General features: G+C 59.5%; 18 protein-coding genes. 3 read left to right on the top strand and 15 right to left on the bottom strand.

What is annotated here, in order from left to right:
• Positions 1-85: 85 nt before the first annotated feature.
• The 8 genes from IOD17_RS07165 to IOD17_RS07130 form a co-directional block, all read right to left on the bottom strand.
• Positions 86-853, bottom strand: coding sequence for a hypothetical protein (locus tag IOD17_RS07165; RefSeq protein WP_233684369.1), 768 nt, complete (start codon positions 851-853; stop codon positions 86-88).
• Positions 850-1431 carry an RNA polymerase sigma factor gene (locus IOD17_RS07160; protein WP_233684368.1) on the bottom strand — a complete coding sequence of 194 codons (582 nt, stop codon included), beginning with the start codon at positions 1429-1431 and terminating at the stop codon, positions 850-852. The genes IOD17_RS07165 and IOD17_RS07160 overlap by 4 nt, the downstream gene beginning before the upstream one ends.
• A complete protein-coding gene (locus IOD17_RS07155) occupies positions 1428-3173 on the bottom strand; it encodes a vWA domain-containing protein (RefSeq protein WP_233684367.1) in 1746 nt (581 codons plus the stop codon). Before IOD17_RS07155 ends, IOD17_RS07160 begins: the two co-directional genes overlap by 4 nt.
• Before the next feature lie 140 nt (positions 3174-3313).
• Positions 3314-4063 (bottom strand): substrate-binding periplasmic protein, encoded by a 750-nt coding sequence (locus IOD17_RS07150; RefSeq protein ID WP_233684366.1) that lies wholly within the window; start codon positions 4061-4063, stop codon positions 3314-3316.
• Between the two features lie 64 nt (positions 4064-4127).
• Complete coding sequence (locus IOD17_RS07145) at positions 4128-5567, bottom strand: PLP-dependent aminotransferase family protein (protein WP_233684365.1); 1440 nt, start codon at positions 5565-5567, stop codon at positions 4128-4130.
• A gap of 210 nt (positions 5568-5777) precedes the next feature.
• Positions 5778-6590: an OmpA family protein gene (locus tag IOD17_RS07140; protein ID WP_233684364.1), complete on the bottom strand. Its 813-nt coding sequence runs from the start codon at positions 6588-6590 to the stop codon at positions 5778-5780.
• Positions 6587-6943, bottom strand: a complete 357-nt coding sequence (locus IOD17_RS07135; RefSeq protein ID WP_233684363.1) for a DUF4398 domain-containing protein — start codon at positions 6941-6943, stop codon at positions 6587-6589. The genes IOD17_RS07140 and IOD17_RS07135 overlap by 4 nt, the downstream gene beginning before the upstream one ends.
• A gap of 9 nt (positions 6944-6952) precedes the next feature.
• The gene (locus tag IOD17_RS07130) at positions 6953-7768 is read right to left on the bottom strand and encodes a substrate-binding periplasmic protein (RefSeq protein ID WP_233684362.1); all 816 of its coding nucleotides are present in this window, start codon (positions 7766-7768) and stop codon (positions 6953-6955) included.
• Between the two features lie 112 nt (positions 7769-7880).
• Here IOD17_RS07130 and IOD17_RS07125 point away from each other — a divergent pair, with 112 nt between their 5' ends.
• Positions 7881-8816, top strand: a complete 936-nt coding sequence (locus IOD17_RS07125; RefSeq protein WP_233684361.1) for an alpha/beta fold hydrolase — start codon at positions 7881-7883, stop codon at positions 8814-8816.
• Positions 8817-8863: 47 nt separating this feature from the next.
• Here the strand turns inward: IOD17_RS07125 and IOD17_RS07120 are convergent, their stop codons facing one another.
• Together IOD17_RS07120 and IOD17_RS07115 are read right to left on the bottom strand one after the other, a co-directional pair.
• The gene (locus tag IOD17_RS07120; protein WP_233684360.1) at positions 8864-9793 is read right to left on the bottom strand and encodes an electron transfer flavoprotein subunit alpha/FixB family protein; all 930 of its coding nucleotides are present in this window, start codon (positions 9791-9793) and stop codon (positions 8864-8866) included.
• Positions 9794-10543, bottom strand: coding sequence for an electron transfer flavoprotein subunit beta/FixA family protein (locus IOD17_RS07115; protein WP_233684359.1), 750 nt, complete (start codon positions 10541-10543; stop codon positions 9794-9796).
• Positions 10544-10863: 320 nt separating this feature from the next.
• Between IOD17_RS07115 and IOD17_RS07110 the strand changes: the two genes are divergently transcribed.
• Complete coding sequence (locus IOD17_RS07110) at positions 10864-12528, top strand: electron transfer flavoprotein-ubiquinone oxidoreductase (protein WP_233684358.1); 1665 nt, start codon at positions 10864-10866, stop codon at positions 12526-12528.
• Between the two features lie 67 nt (positions 12529-12595).
• Here IOD17_RS07110 and IOD17_RS07105 read toward each other — a convergent pair whose 3' ends face one another.
• From IOD17_RS07105 to IOD17_RS07085, 5 genes are all read right to left on the bottom strand, one after another.
• On the bottom strand, positions 12596-13165 hold the full coding sequence (locus IOD17_RS07105) for a DUF1285 domain-containing protein (RefSeq protein ID WP_233684357.1): 570 nt from the start codon (positions 13163-13165) through the stop codon (positions 12596-12598).
• 3 nt (positions 13166-13168) lie between these two features.
• Entirely contained in the window at positions 13169-13771 is a 603-nt protein-coding gene (locus tag IOD17_RS07100) for a DUF4823 domain-containing protein (RefSeq protein WP_233684356.1), read from the bottom strand.
• Between the two features lie 76 nt (positions 13772-13847).
• On the bottom strand, positions 13848-14738 hold the full coding sequence (locus tag IOD17_RS07095) for a radical SAM protein (protein ID WP_233684355.1): 891 nt from the start codon (positions 14736-14738) through the stop codon (positions 13848-13850).
• A 26-nt stretch (positions 14739-14764) separates the two neighbouring features.
• Positions 14765-15733, bottom strand: a complete 969-nt coding sequence (locus IOD17_RS07090) for a GTP 3',8-cyclase MoaA (protein WP_233684354.1) — start codon at positions 15731-15733, stop codon at positions 14765-14767.
• A gap of 79 nt (positions 15734-15812) precedes the next feature.
• Positions 15813-16451 carry a TetR/AcrR family transcriptional regulator gene (locus IOD17_RS07085; RefSeq protein ID WP_233684353.1) on the bottom strand — a complete coding sequence of 213 codons (639 nt, stop codon included), beginning with the start codon at positions 16449-16451 and terminating at the stop codon, positions 15813-15815.
• Positions 16452-16527: 76 nt separating this feature from the next.
• On the opposite strand from IOD17_RS07085, the gene IOD17_RS07080 reads away from it, so the two are divergent.
• Entirely contained in the window at positions 16528-17661 is a 1134-nt protein-coding gene (locus tag IOD17_RS07080) for an aminotransferase class V-fold PLP-dependent enzyme (protein ID WP_233684352.1), read from the top strand.
• The last annotated feature ends 206 nt before the right edge of the window (positions 17662-17867 follow it).

The raw sequence follows: 17867 nt of genomic DNA, 5'->3' as shown, positions 1-17867 counted from the left end.
GCAATCTGTACAGCAGGTAACCGCACACGACCAAAGCCCCCGGCGGCAGCGCATGCACTGGCCACCGGGCGATCTGTGGTGTGGTTCAGTCGGGCGCCTGCAAGAGTTGCAGTTGCGCGTCGATATCCACCTCGGGGTGCTCGCGCATCAGTTGCAGCAACAAGGCATCGGCCTCGTCCGACCAGCCGTCACGGCGCAGCTTGAGCAAGCGTTGCAACTCGCTGTGCAGCAGCTGTTCGGCTTGGCTGCCAGTAGCGGCAGGCGCTTTTTCGACCGCTGATCTAGCAGGTGCACGGGCAGCGTGTGACTGTAATGCATCAGCCGCCGATTCCTCACGCAGCAGCTGATCAGGCGCTGCGATCGAAAGCTTTTTCTTCGCCTCGGCGGTATCGCTGCCGTAACCCTGAATCACCGGAGCGGGTTGCGCGGCACGCGAGCGTTCGACCTCATCCGCCAGCACAGCGGACTCTGCCAGCGGCGCGGGCATCGGCGCAGATTGTGGCGCCATCCGCGCTGCAGCCGGTGCCATGGGCGCGCCGCTCGGCACGGCATCGAAGGCATCCGGCGCCTGCTCGAACGTGCGCCAGGTCAGGCTTACGCCAATTCCCAGGCAGGCGACTCCAGCCAATGCCATCGACCAGCGTTGCCGACCGCCAGTGCCGAACAGCCAGTTGTGCAGACGCGCACTCAGGCCAGGTTTAGCCTCATCTACGGCGGCGCTGCGCACGGCGGCAGTAGCCGCCGCGAGAATCTGTGCATCCAGCTGCGCACTCGGCTCGCCGCCGCTGTGCTGGCGAAAATGCGCAAGCATCTGCTGTTCCTGCTCATCGAGCCTCTGTTGGTCGTGGTTCATACGGACAACTCCTCGGCGGCCGGGTCAGCCAGCAGCCGACGTAACTTTTGCAGGGCATAGCGCAATCGGCTTTTCACTGTTTCAGCAGGGATCTGGGTCAGCTCGGCGATCTCGGCCAACTCCAGATCACCATGGGCGCGCAGCAGGAATACTTCGCGCTGTTCCGCCGGTAGATCCGCCAGGGCGGCCTCTAAACGCTGCTGATCACGGCTCAGGCTGAGCTGCTGCTCAGGCCCCGGCTGCGGGTCGTGCGGGGCATGCTGCTGTTCATCATATTCCGCATGCCCCGCCTGGTGCCGACCATGCTTGCGCCAGGTGTCGATCAAGCGGTTGCGAGCGATCTGGTACAGCCAGGTCTTGAACAACACCGCCTCGCGCTGTTCGCTCTGGCTGCGGATCAGACTCATCCAGGTGTCCTGAAACACCTCTTCGGCCAAGGCATGGTCGCCGCACAAGCCCAATAGAAAGCGAAACAGGCCGAGCCGGTGACGCTCATACAAATCGGCAAAAGCCGCCGCATCACCGCGGCGGTAACGCCGCAACAAGGCGGCGTCGTCATCCGTGAGGGGTCGATTCACTGCTGTACTCGTGCGGTCGTTGAAGGATTCGACGCAGTTTGCAGGCTCTGCGCCAGTTCCACCAGCTGTACAAACTCGCCGCGCAGACCGAAGCGGTCATCGCCCTTGGCATTGCGCGCCAGCTCGGCGCTGTCGGCCAGACTGAAACGCCCGGTATAGGTATCGCCTTTAAGCTGCTGGGCGAAGGCAGCCACGGCAGCAGCAAAACGCAGGTCTTCGCTAGCCTGGCTGATGGCAGGTACATCGGCGGCCTGAATCGGTTGCTCCAGCAGCTTGCTGACATTCTGCCCTGGCGCCTTGTAGCGAATGCGCAGCCAGGCCAGTTCGCCAGCATTGCCTTTGGTTTTCTGCGCGGCCTGATAGCGCAGCGGCTCCAGCCAGCCTTTGCCGCCTACCGGCACCACTTCATACAGCGCTGTCACGGTATGGCCTGCGCCTATCTCACCGGCATCGACCTTGTCGTTGCTGAAATCCTCACGCTTCAGTGCGCGATTCTCATAACCCAACAGCCGATATTCGCTGACCTCGGCCGGGTTGAACTCAACCTGGATTTTCACATCGCTGGCCACCGTCGCGAGGGTCGAGCTGAGCTGATCGACCAGCACCTTGCGTGCCTCGCGCAGGTTGTCGATATAGGCGTAGTTGCCGTCGCCGGCATCGGCCAGCTGCTCCATCAACTGCTCGTTGTAGTTGTCGGTGCCAAAGCCCAGGGTGGTCAGCGATACGCCGGTCTTGCGTTTATCCGCCGCCAGTTGTTTAAGGCTTTCAAAGTCGCTGACACCGACATTGAAGTCACCATCGGTGGCCAGCAGAATGCGGTTGATACCACCCTTGATAAAGCCCTGCTGCGCCTGCTGGTAAGCCAGTTGGATGCCCGACTCACCAGCGGTGGAACCACCGGCCGTGAGCTGATCAATGGCCGCGCGAATCTTGGCTTTATCACTACCGGCAGTCGGCTCCAACACCACGCTGGAGGATCCGGCGTACACCACCAACGATACCTTGTCCTGGGGGCGCAGTTGCTCGACCAGCAACTTCAGCGTGCCCTGCACCATCGGCAGTCCCTCGCGGCGGTCCATCGAGCCGGAGACATCCACCAGAAACACCAGATTGGCCGACGGCAGCTGTTCTACCTGCATATCGGAAGCCTTGATGGCGATACGCAGCAGACGGCTTTGCGGGTTCCACGGTGTGGCCGCCAGCTCGGTGTGCACGCCGAACGGCACATCGCCCTTGGGCAACGGATAGGCATAGGGGAAGTAGTTGACCAGCTCTTCCAGACGCACCGCATCCTGTGGTGGCAGTTGCCCGCCATTGAGAAAACGCCGCACATTGGCGTAGCTGCCGGTGTCCACATCAATGCTGAAGGTCGATACCGGCGTCTCGGCGACTGCATGCACGGGGTTGCCTGCCAATTTCTGATACTGCTCGCGGTTCTGGTCACGGTAGCCCTGCGGCAAGGCATCGGCCTGCACAGACATCGGCATCGGCGCATAGGCCACGCTGGGCATCACCGCCCTGCCCGCCACCTGGCTTTTGCGTTGTAGCTCAGCCGGAGCGGCCAGCTGCTCATGCAACTCGGCACGTTCACGCTGATGAGACTGATCGCTGAGCTGCGGACTACCCGCCTCGGTGGCCGGCGCGTCAGGGTTGGCGGCGCTGCACGCGCCGAGACTAATCAATACACCAGCGGCAAAACCGGCAAGCAGGGGACGGACAAGCAATACGGGGTAAGCGGGCATGGGGGCATCTCCTGAGCGAGCGAATAAACCATTCGCTCAGGTAGACGTAGAGGAGTCGGCAGCCGGGTTAAGCGTTCGTAAAAATGCCCCATCAGCTGTAAAGCGCAGCGCAAGCATATTGGGAAAGGTGGCTCTCTGTATTAGGGCGCCTGTACATCCGGCAGCCCGTACTTGGCCTTTAGCCGTTGCAACAGATTCGCTTCATCCTGCAAAAACTGGTTGAACTGGGCAATGATCTGCGGCTGCGTACGCGTGGACAGAAAAAACTGCGGCCGGTAATGCGGTAAACGCTCGTTCAACACAAGCCTTTCATCCGCCGGGGTATCGTGCGTGTACTGATGCCAGTTGAGCGCACTGGCTTCGTAGAAGATGCCACCCACCCGACCTTGCCGAGCCAGTGCTAACAGGCTGTCCTGGGTGTTGGCGAATTGCAGTTCGATAACACCGTTGGCGATATCGGCCTTGTAAGGCCAGGCATCGAACCCCCTTACGGTGGCAATCGTCGCCAGTTGAGCAAGCGATTTGTCACGGTTCGCCGGCAATACGAACATCCCCTCGACAGCTTGGTAGACGCTATCGCTGTAGGTAAGCGATTTGTCCTTACGCATTTCACGCTGCCACAACGGATTATCGGGGAACTTGAAATCCAGTTCGTTGGTAGTGAGAAAGTTGCGGTACAGGCGCTTCACCGGCAAGTGAACATAGTGGAACCGGTAACCATATTTACTGGCGAAATGATCCAATACATCCCGCCCGTAGCCACGGTAGTGAGCCGATGTGCCGTCGTAGATCGGGTAGAAGTCGATCGCCTCAACCCCCACAGAAAAGTCACCTCCACGTGCGCCCGGGCTACCCAGCAGCAGGCAAAGCAACGCCACGATTATCCGCACCAATTTTTCCGCCTTAATTCCTTGTTGGCGCTAACAAGCGTAGCGCAGGCGCGTAGCGCAGCACTCAGGAAGTAGCCATCCCCTCCTGACACAGCTGCCCTGCCAGCATGCCCAAGGTCATCAAGGCACGTTCAGCTTCGCGGTTCCACGGGATGCCGCAGTTCAGGCGGATGCAGTGGTTGAACTGCTCGGTATTACTGAAGATCAAGCCCGGCGCGATGCTGATGCCCTGCTGCAAGGCGCGTACGTGCAGGTCCTTGGTATTGACCCGCGCCGGCAGGCTGACCCAGAGAATAAAGCCACCCTTGGGCCGGCTCATCTGCGTGCCTTCAGGGAAGTACTGCTGCACCGCCAGCTGAAACGCGCTGAGGTTCTTGCGGTACTCCTGGCGGATAAAACGCAGGTGGCGGTCATAACCGCCGTTCTCCAGATAGGCCGCTACCGCCATCTGCGTGACGCTGCAGGCCGAATGGGTACTGAAGGTTTGCAGGCGCTGAATTTCATCCTGGTACTTGCCGGCAACAATCCAGCCGATGCGCACCCCCGGCGACAGAGTCTTGGAAAAGCTCGAACAGTAGATCACCCGTCCTTCGCGGTCATGGGATTTGAGCGCCTTGGTCGGGCCCTGCTCGAACATCAGCTCGCCGTAGATATCGTCTTCGATGATCTGGATATCGTAATCACCGGCCAGGCGCAGCAACTGACGCTGGCGCTCTTCCGGAATGGTGCCGCCCAGCGGATTGCTCAGCCGCGCGGTCAGCACCAGCGCCTTGATCGGCCATTGGTTGGCCGCCAGTTGCAGCGCTTCCAGGCTGATGCCGGTAGTCGGGTCGCTGGGAATTTCGATAACTTTCAGGCCGAGCAGGTCAGCCAGTTGCAGCAAACCGTAATAAGTTGGCGACTCGGCCGCGATCAGATCACCCGGTTTGGTCAGCACGCGCAGGCTCATCTGCAGGGCATCCACACAGCCGTGAGTAATCACCACCTCAGTCGGGTCGATCACCACGCCGGCATCACGCATGCGAATCGCCACTTGGCGCCGCAGCGGCTCAAAGCCCGGACTGAACATATAGCTAAAGGCCCGCGCGCTATGAAAACGGGTGACCTTGGCCAATTGCTGGTGCAACGCACGCACCGGCAGGTAATCCACATGCGGCACTGCCGCGCCAAGCGGAAACACCCCCTCGCGGCGCGACTCGGTGAGTACCTGATTGATAATGCTGCTGCGCGTGACCAGACCAGGGCGTTCTACGCGGGCGATATCGGGAGTGGGTGCGGTCAGGGCAGGCGTCTGGTGCACATAAAAGCCAGACTGTGGACGGGCGCGAATCAAGCCCTGATCTTCCAGATTGGCATAGGCCTGCAACACCGTGGCGTGGCTGACGCTGAGCTGCGCACTCATCTTGCGCACCGAAGGCACCCGCTCACCGGGCTGGTAAACGCCGCGACGGATATCTTCCGCTAGTTGCTGGGCAATGCGCTGATAAAGCAACAGATTGGTCATGACCGCGTTCCTGCTTGACTGAACCGTAACAGTAAACCGGCTTTTTATAATTGCACCGGTACAGCTCACTGAATTGTGGGCGATACAGTGCGCACTCGCCAGGACTGTAACGGTGCAATCAAGCATTGCTTTGACTGATGGCCTGCATGTGCGGCTGACAACTGCAACGAAAAAGCCCCGGCAAACCGGGGTTTCTGAGCGACATCAGGCTTAGCGGGATGAGCCGAGATGGCCCTGCTCATCTGAGAAGACGATCTCTACCCGGCGATTCTGCGCCCGGCCTTTGGCAGAAGCATTCTCGGTCACCGGGAACGCCTCGCCATGCCCCTGGACTTCGATGCGCTTGGCATCAATGCCCAGATCGACCAGTACATCGGCCACCGCCTGGGCACGAGCGCGGGACAGTTCGAGGTTTTCCTGGGCATCACCGCGACTGTCGGTGTAACCCTCGATCCGTACAATGCGCCGCGGGTTGAGCTGGAGAAACTGCACCAGCTTGAGCACGGTACGGTTGGCCGAAGCCTTCAGATCGCTGTGGCCGGCATCGAACAGCACATCGCCCAGGGTCATCACCAGGCCGCGCTCACTCTGCGTGGTGGCCAGGCTGACCATCTGTTCTTCAAGCCAGTTGCTCTGTTCCTGCACGCTGAGCAGTTTGGCTTCACGCAAAGCCAACTGCAGGCGTTGCCGCTCCAGCTCCAGCTTGGCAGCGCGCTCCTGATTCAGATTGAGTGCACTCATCTGCCCGGCAATCGCGCTGTGCTGCTGGCTGAGGTAGGCGTAATGGGCCACATCCTCGCTGCTGCCCCAGTAGCTCGACAAGCGATCAGCCCGGGCCAACGATTCACCGGCGCGGATCAGTTCTTTGGGTGCGCTGCGCAATACATCAGGATCTTCCTTGACCTTCTGGAAGGCACTGTGGGCTGCCTCCAAGGCCTTCTCACTGGAACTGTGCGAGGTCGCGCAACCGCTCAGCAACAGGCTGCCCAAGGTGGCAAGCAGCATGATCCGGGAGTGCTTCATTGCAAACCTCCCAGTTGCTTGCGCAAACGGTTGATGGCGTTCGTCAACTCCGCCAGTTGCTGCTGGCTCTTCTCGGTCAAGTGCTCGGCTTCGGCCAGACGTGCATCCAGCTCAGCCTGCTCGGCATACAGCCGCGCCTGCTTGAAATCTTCGTCCTGCATGGCCGCTTGTGCCAGGGCAAGCTTTTCCTCGGCCTGGCGCAACGACGCCGACTGTTCAGCGGACAAGCCCAGCGCTTTGGCCTGGCTGAGAGCTTGCTCGGTCAGGCGCAGTTGTTCATGCGGCGCGGGGTCGGTTGCGCAGGCGCTCAGTACGAGCGGCAGCAAGGCCACACAGATACGTCGATAAATCACAGAAATTCCCTACTGTTGGGCTTCAAGCTGTTGTTCTTTCCAGCGCTGCAGGTTGTGTTGCAGCAAGGTCTCGGGCAGACCACTGGCAACAGCCTCGGTCATTTTCTTCGCCAACATGCCGCGCAGCCAGGGGTCGTTGCAGGACGAGTTGTGCGACAGGGTCAGGTACAACCCCTCGCTGGAAATAGGCGGATCAAGCACCAGCAGGTCATCCTGCATGCCCAGGCTATCGGCCAGCGCCTGACCGGGATAACGCTCGTACAGAACATAATCGGTACGCCCCAGCAGGAGCTTCTGGAAAGCCTGAGTCAGGCTGGAAACGCCTTCCAATGTCAGATTTTCCTTGGCGAAGGCATCGAACTGCTGACCAAAACTGTTGTTGACCAGGGTATCGCCCGTGCGTCCACGCAAATCATCCCAGCCGGCATAAGGAAACTCGGCACCGCGATGTACCCACACCACATTAGGCGTGGAATAGAACGCCGGGTGCACATAATCCATCACATCCAGGCGCGGCAGAGTAAGGAACGCCCCGGCGATCAGGTCGACACGACCGGTACGCACTTCATCCTGCGCGCGCGACCAGGGCCCGGTGTAGATGATGTCAACCACTACGCCAAGCTCCTTGGCCAGGTGCTGTAGCAGATCGGCATTGGCACCGATCAGTTGTTGCGGGTTCTGCGGATCGCGCCATAGATAAGGCGGGTACTCCGGGTTGCCGGTGGCCACCAAACGCTCACATTTACCAGCAGCCCCTGCAACCATCGGCATCAGTAACAGGCCGAACAGCAGCAGAACCGATTTATAGAGACCACGCTCAAGCATTGGCGACTTCTCGATTTAACCTTGGATGGGCGTCTGCGCAGAGCAGATCGGAACACATCGTCTTCATGCTAGCTTAATACGCATTCATATTAATTCGCGATAAAGACCCATCATGAAAAAACTGATCGCAGGCCTGATCTTCGCGCTTATCGGTAGCGCAGCCCTGCTCTACCTGTCGCCTGCCGCACAACTGGCAAGCCTGCAACTGATCGAACGGCAACGTGCCGGGCTCAGCCTCAAGCAGATCAGCGTGGGCGATCTTAACATTCATTACTACGAAGGCGGCCCGAGCAGCGCACAAACCATTCTGATGGTGCACGGCTTTGCCGCCAACAAAGACAACTGGCTGCGTTTCGCCCGCTACCTCAGCCAGGATTACCGGGTGATTGCCCTCGACCTGCCGGGTTTCGGCGCCAGCAGCAGACCTGCGGGCAGCTATGATGTCGGCACCCAGACAGAGCGCCTGGCCAGCGTGATCGACGCGTTGGATATCAAGCCACTGCACCTGATCGGCAACTCCATGGGCGGGCATATCAGCGCGCTCTATGCCGCACGCTACCCCGACAAGGTGTTATCCCTCGCGCTGCTCGACAATGCCGGCATCACCGCCCCACAACCCAGCGAATTACTGCAACGCCTGCAACGCGGCGAGGCCAACCCGCTGGTGGTGAGAAACGTCGAAGATTTTCAGCGCCTGCTGGCCTTCATCTTTGTAGAACCGCCCTATCTGCCGGAGTCGCTCAAGGGCTATCTCGCCGAGCAAGCCAGCACAAACAGCGCGCACCATGATCAGGTGTTTCAGCATCTGGTTGAACGCTACATCCCACTGGAACCGGAGTTGCCCAGGATCCAGGCACCTACGCTGATCCTTTGGGGCGCTGAAGATCGCGCGCTGCACGTCTCCAGCGTCGATGTCATGCGGCCGCTGCTGCGCAAATCCAGCGTGGTCATCATGCCGCAGACCGGCCATGCGCCAATGATCGAGCGCCCCCAGCAAACTGCCGAACATTACCGCGCCTTTCTCCGGGCCCAAAAACCTGGAGCATAAAAAAACCCGCTCTGTGAGCGGGTTTTTTCTGCGCGGTGAAAACTGGCTTACACCAGTTTCTCAAGCTCAGGTACAGCTTCGAACAGGTCAGCGACCAGGCCGTAATCAGCCACCTGGAAGATCGGCGCTTCTTCGTCCTTGTTGATCGCAACGATCACTTTGGAGTCTTTCATGCCGGCCAAGTGCTGGATCGCGCCGGAGATACCGACGGCGATGTACAGCTGCGGCGCAACGATCTTGCCGGTCTGACCGACCTGCATGTCGTTCGGTACGAAACCTGCGTCAACTGCAGCGCGCGAAGCACCTACAGCAGCGCCCAGCTTGTCGGCCAGGGCGTACAGGTGCTTGAAGTTGTCGCCGTTCTGCATGCCGCGGCCGCCGGAAACGACGATCTTGGCAGCGGTCAGTTCAGGACGGTCGGACTTGGCCAGCTCTTCGCCAACGAAAGACGACTTGCCAGCGTCAGCGGCACCGCTAACTGCTTCAACGGCAGCAGAACCACCTTCGGCAGCAACCGGATCAAAACCAGTGCTACGCACGGTGATGACTTTAACGGCAGCGGAGGACTGTACGGTAGCAATGGCGTTACCGGCGTAGATCGGACGCTTGAAGGTATCAGCGCTTTCAACGGCGATGATTTCCGAGATCTGATCAACGTCCAGCGCAGCAGCAACGCGCGGCAGGATGTTCTTACCGTTGCTGGTGGCAGCAGCCAGGATGTGGCTGTAGCCTTTGCCCAGTTCGGCAACCAGCGGCGCAACGTTTTCCGGCAGCTGGTGAGCGAAAGCGGCGTTGTCAGCAACCAGCACCTTGGCTACGCCAGCGATTTTGGCAGCGGCTTCGGCAGCGGCACCGGCGTTGGCACCGGCAACCAGAACGTGGATGTCACCACCGATTTTCGCAGCAGCAGCAACAGTGTTCAGAGTGGCTGCAGCCAGAGCAGCATTGGTGTGTTCAGCGATAACCAGGATAGTCATTTAGATTACCTTCGCCTCGTTCTTCAGTTTCTCGACCAGTTCAGCCACGGACTTGACCTTGATACCAGCGCTGCGGGTAGCAGGCGCTTCGACTTTCAGGGTCTTGACGGTGGAAGCGGTGGAAACGCCCAGATCAGCCGGGGTAACGGTTTCCAGCGGCTTCTTCTTGGCTTTCATGATGTTCGGCAGCGACGCGTAGCGCGGCTCGTTCAGACGCAGGTCGGTGGTCACGATAGCCGGCAGGTTCAGTGCAACAGTCTGCAGGCCGCCGTCGATTTCACGGGTTACGTTGACCTTGTCGCCAGCTACTTCGACTTTGGAAGCGAAGGTGCCCTGGCCGAAACCAGTCAGCGCGCCCAGCATCTGGCCAGTCTGGTTGTTGTCGCTGTCGATGGCTTGTTTGCCCATGATCACCAGCTGAGGCTGCTCTTTGTCGACCACTGCCTTGAGCAGTTTGGCCACAGCCAGCGAGTTCAGCTCGTCGGCCGACTCAACCAGAATGGCACGGTCAGCACCCAGGGCCAGCGCGGTACGCAGCTGCTCTTGAGCAGTGGCCGGGCCGATGGTTACGACAACGATCTCGCTCGCCACGCCTTTCTCTTTCAGGCGTACAGCTTCTTCCACGGCGATTTCGCAGAAAGGGTTCATCGACATCTTGACGTTGGCAAGATCAACGCCGCTGTTGTCCGCTTTGACGCGAACCTTGACGTTGTAGTCGACCACTCGTTTGACAGCTACAAGAACCTTCATGGATTCCTCGTTACTCTCCGGTGAATAAGAATGTCGCCAGAAGCGAACATGGCGGGAACTGCAGACCGGCCGGAACCGGGAGTCGACCAATAACGGCAGACACAAAACCGCCCGTATCTTGACCGCACGACCTAGACTGGTCAATACAACGAACCGGCCAATCGTCAGCGATGTAGTAAGATTCTAACAGCCCTACAGAAAATTCAAACAAACGTTTGTATTGGCCCGTTCGAAGGGTCTGGATATAATGCGCCAGCATCGCTCATGGAACGAGCTTGATCGCCAAATAAAATTAGAGAGCCTTGAGTAGGAGATAGCCTGTGGAACGCGAATTTATGGAATTCGACGTCGTCATCGTTGGCGCTGGGCCTTCCGGCCTGTCCGCCGCCTGCCGTCTGAAGCAGAAAGCCGCCGAAGCGGGTAAAGAGATCAGCGTCTGCGTGGTCGAAAAAGGCTCCGAAGTCGGCGCGCACATTCTTTCTGGCGCCGTGTTCGAGCCCCGCGCCCTGAATGAACTGTTCCCTGACTGGAAAGAGCTCGGCGCCCCGCTGAACACGCCGGTCAAGCGCGATGACATCTATGTCCTGACCAATGCCGAGAAGGCCAGCAAGGTTCCGGACCTCTTCGTGCCCAAGACCATGCACAACCATGGCAACTACATCATTTCCCTGGGCAACCTGTGCCGCTGGCTGGCACAGCAGGCGGAAAACCTCGGCGTAGAAATCTACCCAGGCTTCGCTGCTCAGGAAGCGCTGATCAATGAAGAAGGTGCGGTCTACGGCATTCTCACCGGTGATCTGGGCGTTGACCGTGAAGGCCATCCGAAAGAGGGTTACTACACCCCAGGCATGGAACTGCGCGCCAAGTACACCCTGTTCGCCGAAGGCTGCCGTGGCCATATCGGCAAGCAGCTGATCAAGAAATTCAACCTTGACTCCGAAGCCGACGCACAGCATTACGGTATCGGCATCAAGGAAATCTGGGATATCGACCCAGCCAAGCACGAACAAGGCGTGGTGGTGCACACCGCTGGCTGGCCGCTGGACGTGGTCAAAAATGAAAACACTGGCGGGTCGTTCCTCTATCACCTGGAAAACAACCAGGTAGTCGTTGGCCTGATCGTTGACCTGTCGTACAGCAACCCGCACCTGTCGCCATTCGATGAGTTCCAGCGCTACAAACATCACCCGGTGATCGCCCAGTACCTGGAAGGCGGCAAACGCGTCGCTTATGGTGCTCGCGCCATCTGCAAAGGCGGCCTCAACTCGCTGCCGAAGATGGTCTTCAACGGCGGCGCACTGATCGGCTGCGACCTCGGCACCCTGAACTTCGCCAAGATCAAGGGCAGCCATACCGCCATGAAATCCGGCATGCTCGCTGCTGACGCTGTGGCTGACGCGCTGTTTGCAGGCAGAGAAGGCGGTGACCAGCTGACTGGTTACGTTGACGCATTCAAGGCCAGCTGGCTGTACGACGAGCTGTTCCGCAGCCGTAACTTCGGCCCAGCGCTGCACAAGTTCGGCCCACTGGTTGGCGGCGGCTTCAATTGGCTGGATCAGAACATCTTCGGCGGCAAGATCCCCTTCACCCTGCACGACACCAAGCCAGACTACGCCTGCCTGAAGCCGGCAGCAGAGGCGCAGAAGATCAGCTACCCGAAACCGGACGGCAAGCTCAGTTTCGACAAGCTCAGCTCGGTATTCCTCTCCAACACCAACCATGAAGAGGAACAACCCTGCCACCTGAAGCTCACCGACCCGAGCATTCCGCTGAGCAAGAACCTGCCCATGTACGACGAACCGGCGCAGCGCTACTGCCCAGCCGGCGTTTACGAGGTGGTGACCAAGGAAGACGGCGAGCAGAAGTTCCAGATCAACGCTCAGAACTGCGTGCACTGCAAAACCTGTGACATCAAGGACCCTGCCCAGAACATCAACTGGGTGGCACCTGAAGGCACCGGCGGGCCTAACTACCCCAATATGTAAGACGCAAAAAAGGCTCCCTCGGGAGCCTTTTTATTGCGTTGAATTCAACGACTAGCGGCCGAACCGATCAGTCCGGCTGCGGCCCGATCGGGAAAAACTCACCGCCACTCCACACCCCAAGCCATATTTGGCCATCAACTTCGCGCGTCACCGCCAGCTCAACCAACTGATAGAACACATTGCGGTGAATCAGCGCCTCAAGATTGCTGCGCACATGCACATATGGCGCCGGCTCTTCAGTTAGAGCGTCGAGCTCGACCCGTAGCGGATGTTCGCTGCCGGCGACCACCTCATCCTCGACATTGGTGATAAAACGCAGCACCTGCGCCTCACCCTCGCCCTCCACCTGTAGACTGACCGCGACAAAGGGCGCGTCATCCACCTGAATGCCGACCATCTCTACCGGCGTTACCAGCACGTACTTGTCGTCGTCACGCCGAATGATGGTGGAAAACAATTTGACCATGGGTTTGCGGCCAATCGGCGTCCCCATGTAGTACCAAGTGCCATCGCGGGCGATGCGCATATCGATATCGCCACAGAACTCCGGGTCCCACAGGTGCACCGGTGGCAAACCCTTGCCTTCGCCTTTGGGTATCTGCGCCAGCAGGTCGCCGGCCTTACCTGTATCAGTCATCACTCAATGCCCCAAGCCCAACAAACGCCGCGCGTAATCCTGCAGCGCCGGACCGATCAGATCCTCCGGCTTGGCATCATAAAGCGTCAGGAAGCCTCCGCGACTACGAATGCGCGCCGTATCGACCAAATAGCGGGTATTGGTTTCGATCAGCATCAACTGAATAACCCCACGATCAGTCCCCAGCCGATCCAGGGCTTCCTGATCTTCCCACTCCTCCACCGTGCCAATACGGTCATCGGCATAGGCGAAGCGGCTGAACAGCAGGTAATGCGCACCCGCCTCACGCGCCTGCGTCAACGACTCTTCCAGGCCTAGCGGCGCCTTGGCGCGGCGCACCATGGGGAAATACTCGATAAAGCCCTTGTAGGCTTCCTCAGCCACCACATTGGGCCGTGGATAGGCACCACCCGGCGGCACGAAATGCCCCTGGGCGATATAGATGAAGGAATCGGCCTGCAAGCGCCACGGGCTGGCGCGGCGCGTCTGGCTATGGTCAAGCACGCCGACATCGCGCAATTGATAAATCGCCTCATCCGCCAGATCACTGGCCTTCATGCAGCCGCTCAGCAGCAACACACTCATTATCAACAACAGACTACGCATCATGCCTCTCCCGCTGCCGGTGACAGAAAACCGGCGGATAGCGCCTTGATGCAGATTTCACGCCACCCGCTGCCCATCAAAGGCCGCGCTGCCATTCCTGGCGTAGGCGTGCCTGTTGCGGTTGCTCGATCGCCTGTCGCACCTGAGCCAACAAGCGCGCCTTGTCTGCGCCCAGGTTGCCCTTGAGAACCAGATAGTTGGAGGCATGATCACTGCGAAACACCGTATCGCGCAGCTCAAGGCCACTTAGCAAACGCTCCACCTCGACAAACAGCTGCTGCTGGTTGAGCGGTTGGAAGTCGGCAAAACCCTCACGAAACCGCGCCTCCCCCATAGGAAAACTCACCACCAAGGTTGAGAGAAATTCAGGCTGCGACTCATTCATCAGGCGCGCCGAATTATCCGCATGCTGCTCGCTCAACACCGTGCCACCCAGGCCGTTGAGGATCATCACCGAGCGGGTGATACCCGCCTGACCAAGCTTGTCCAGTGCGCTCAGACTGGACTCATAGGTCTCGCCCTTGTTAACCCGCTCCAGCACCTCGTCATCACCAGATTCACAGCCGACATACGCCATGCGCAAGCCAGCATCGGCCAGCTCCTTGAGCTCATCCACCGACTTCTTACGCAGATTACGCGGCAGGCAATAACTCGATACCCGCTCAACCTCAGGCATGTGCTCGCGAATCGCCTGCAGAATGGTCAGCAGACGCCGCGTCGGCAGCACCAGGGCGTCACCATCGGCGAGAAACACCCGCTGCACGATCATCCGCTCGCCGGTCAGACGAATCTCTTCGAGCACCTGCGCTTCATCACGTGCGCGAAACTTCTTCTGTTCCTGAGTGTACATTTCGCAGAACGTGCACTTGTTCCAGGAGCAACCATTGGTCACCGGCAGAATCAGCGAATGGGCTTCGCTGGGCGGCCGGAACACCGGCTCGATATAGCTGATGGGGAAATTTTGCATGCTCTTTACTCGGTACAGGGGCGATCTCAGCCGCCAATAATCTTCATCACGGTTGCACCGCCGGAGAACGCCACATCCTGCTTGTCACCCAGCGCCTTCACCAGCAGCCCCTGCAGCGCCGGTAACGCCTGGTGCCGTGGTTTGTCGAACAGATCGCCGACATAGTGACGATTGCTCGATGACAGACAACCATGCAGCCAACCGGTCGAAGACAAGCGCAGGCGCGAACAGGTACGGCAGAACGGCACGCTTTCATTGGCAATCACACCGAAATGGCCAACGCCGGGGATGGCGTAACGCAGCGCCGTAGCATCCAGCGCAGCGTGAGCCTGAACATAGTCGTAGCGGCTGCCGATCAGCTCCAGCAGCTCGGGCATGCCGACAAACTGGCGCTGAAACCCGTTGCCGTCGCGGGCCAGATGGCCCATGCGCATCAGTTCGATAAAACGCAGCTCGAAGCCATTGACCAGGCAGTAGTCGAGCAGCGGCAGCACCTGATCGAGGTTCTGCCCGCGCAGCGGCACCATATTGACCTTGATCTGTACCCCCGCCGCCCAAGCCTGCTGCAGACCATCGAGCACGGTCGCCAGATCGCCACCACGGGCGATGCTGCGAAATGCCGCCGCGTCGAGAGTATCCAGGGAAATGTTCAAGCGGCGGATGCCGCATTCCAGCAGCAACGGCAGCTTGCGCGCCAGCAACTGACCGTTGCTGGTCAGGCTGATATCCGCCAAACCAAGCTGGCTGACGCCACGCAGAAAGTGCTCCAGCTTGGGGCTGACCAGCGGCTCGCCACCGGTGATACGCAAGCGCTCAATGCCAGCCGCTTCGATCAGGTAGGCCACGCCACGCAGCATGGCCTCGGCGGATAACTCGTCCTGCGCAGCTACCAGTCGTTTACCGTCCGGCACGCAGTAGGTGCAGGCGTAGTTGCAGGCGGCGGTCAGGCTAACCCGCAGGTTACGAAAACGCCGGCCCTGGCGATCAACGATCATGCGCGACTCCAGCAAAAGTGAAGATCGAGTATAGGGTCAGCGCCGGCCCAGCAGAGTCGTTATCCACTCGCTGAATGCCTCAGCTACTCGGCGTATCGCCCTCACGCTTGCGCTTGTTACCCATGCGCACACCAATGTCCATAAGGAACTGGAAGAAGCCTTCCTGATCTTCCAGCACGTTGCTCCAGAACGGCGAGTGATACAGCGCCACGGCACCGTGCACCAGCGCCCAAGCGGCGCAGTAATGGAAATACGGGGGCACGTCTTCCAACTTGCCTTCAGCGATACGACCTTTGATCAGCTGGGTCAGGCGCTCGAAGTTGGAGGCACGAATCTTGTGCAACTGCTCGACCATCTCCGGCACCTGGTTGCCCTTGACCACTTTCTCTTCGAGGCGGTCGAACAGGCGATAGCGCTGCGGGTCGCGCATGCGGAACTCGAAGTAGGCGCGCGACAGGGCTTCCTTGTCGCGATCGACATCCGCCGAGTGCAGTAACTCGTTGAGGTCGCGCTCGTAGTCAAGCATCAGGCGCAGGTAGATCTCCGCCTTGGATTTGAAATGCTTGTAGATGGTGCCTTTACCGATACCAACCGTGTCGGCAATCATCTCCACAGTCACGCTGTCTTCGCCCTGGTCGAGGAAGAGTTTCAGTGCTGTGTCGAGAATTTCCTGTTCGCGGCGGCGAAACTCACGGACCTTGCGGGGTTCTTTATGCATAAAAGGACTACGGGGTCAAAAAAACGAAGGCGCGTATTATGCCTAACTAACGGCAAATTGCACGGATCATCCGACCATGTACGCAGTTCATGACGAGTTTCCACAGCTTCCCGGCCTGCGCTATCTGAACCACGCAGCCGTTTCCCCCTGGCCACAACGGGCCGTCGATGCAGTCAGTCGTTTTGCCATCGAGAACGCGCAAACCGGCGCCCGTGACTACGCAAACTGGCTGCAGGTCGAGCGGCGCCTGCGCGAGCGCTTGCAGCGACTGCTAAACGCGCCCTCCCACAGCGATATTGCACTGGTGAAAAACACCTCCGAGGCATTGTCTTTTGTTGCCTTCGGGCTGGATTGGCGGCCAGGCGATCAGGTGGTGATCAGCGACGAAGAGTTCCCGTCCAACCGGATTGTCTGGGAAGCGCTCGCCCCGCAGGACGTCGAAGTCGTGCAGGTCAATCTGCATCAGGGCGATGCCGAAGCCGCCCTGCTCGCCGCCTGCGGCCCACGTACACGGCTGATGGCTATCAGTGCAGTGCAGTACGCCAGCGGCCTGCGTTTGGATCTGCCGCGTCTGGGCCAGGGCTGCCAGGCACGCGGCGTGCTGTTGTGCATCGATGCCATCCAGCAACTCGGCGCCCTGCCCTTCGACGTGCAGGCCAGCCAATGCGCGTTTGCCATGGCAGACGGGCATAAATGGTTGCTCGGCCCGGAAGGCCTCGGGGTGTTCTATTGCCGCAGCGACCTGCGCGCGCAGCTCAAGTTGCATGAATACGGCTGGCATATGCTCGAACATGCCGGCGACTACCAGCGCAGCACTTGGGAGCCCGCCCGCAGCGCCCGGCGTTTTGAATGTGGCAGCCCGAACATGCTCGGCGCCATGGCCTTGGAGGCCAGCCTGTCACTGCTTGAAGAAGTGGGCATGAGTGCAGTCGAAAGCGCCCTGCAGGAGCGCATGCAGTGGCTGTTAGATGGACTGGGCAACATCCCAAGCGCACACCTGCATAGCGCCGTGGAGCGTCAGCAGCGCGCCGGAATTCTGACTTTCAGCCTGGATGGCTGGGACAACACAGTCTTGTTCGGCCAACTGAAACAGCACCAGGTGATCTGCGCACAGCGCGGTGCGGGCATCCGCCTGTCGCCGCATTTCTATACCGCACCCAGGGTGATTGAAGAGACATTGGCACTGCTGCAACAGCTGGCGACTGCTTGAGAACTCAGCAACGCGCTCTGTATTCCAAATCCGTTTAAGAATGCCGGCAAATGGCCTGGACGTTCGGCAATCTTCACCAATACTGAGCAGTACTGGTGTGCGGCGTATCCCCCAAGCGCCCCGCCAGGCAGGGTACCGTGGACCGCGTACCTTGATTTACTCCTAATGGTCTTAACCCGGTCTCATCCCCCAGAGCCCGGGTTTTT

The sequence above is a fragment of the Pseudomonas anguilliseptica genome, assembly GCF_021375795.1.
Taxonomy (GTDB): Bacteria; Pseudomonadota; Gammaproteobacteria; order Pseudomonadales; family Pseudomonadaceae; genus Aquipseudomonas; species Aquipseudomonas anguilliseptica_A.
This window is presented reverse-complemented; position numbering and strand designations above follow the sequence as displayed.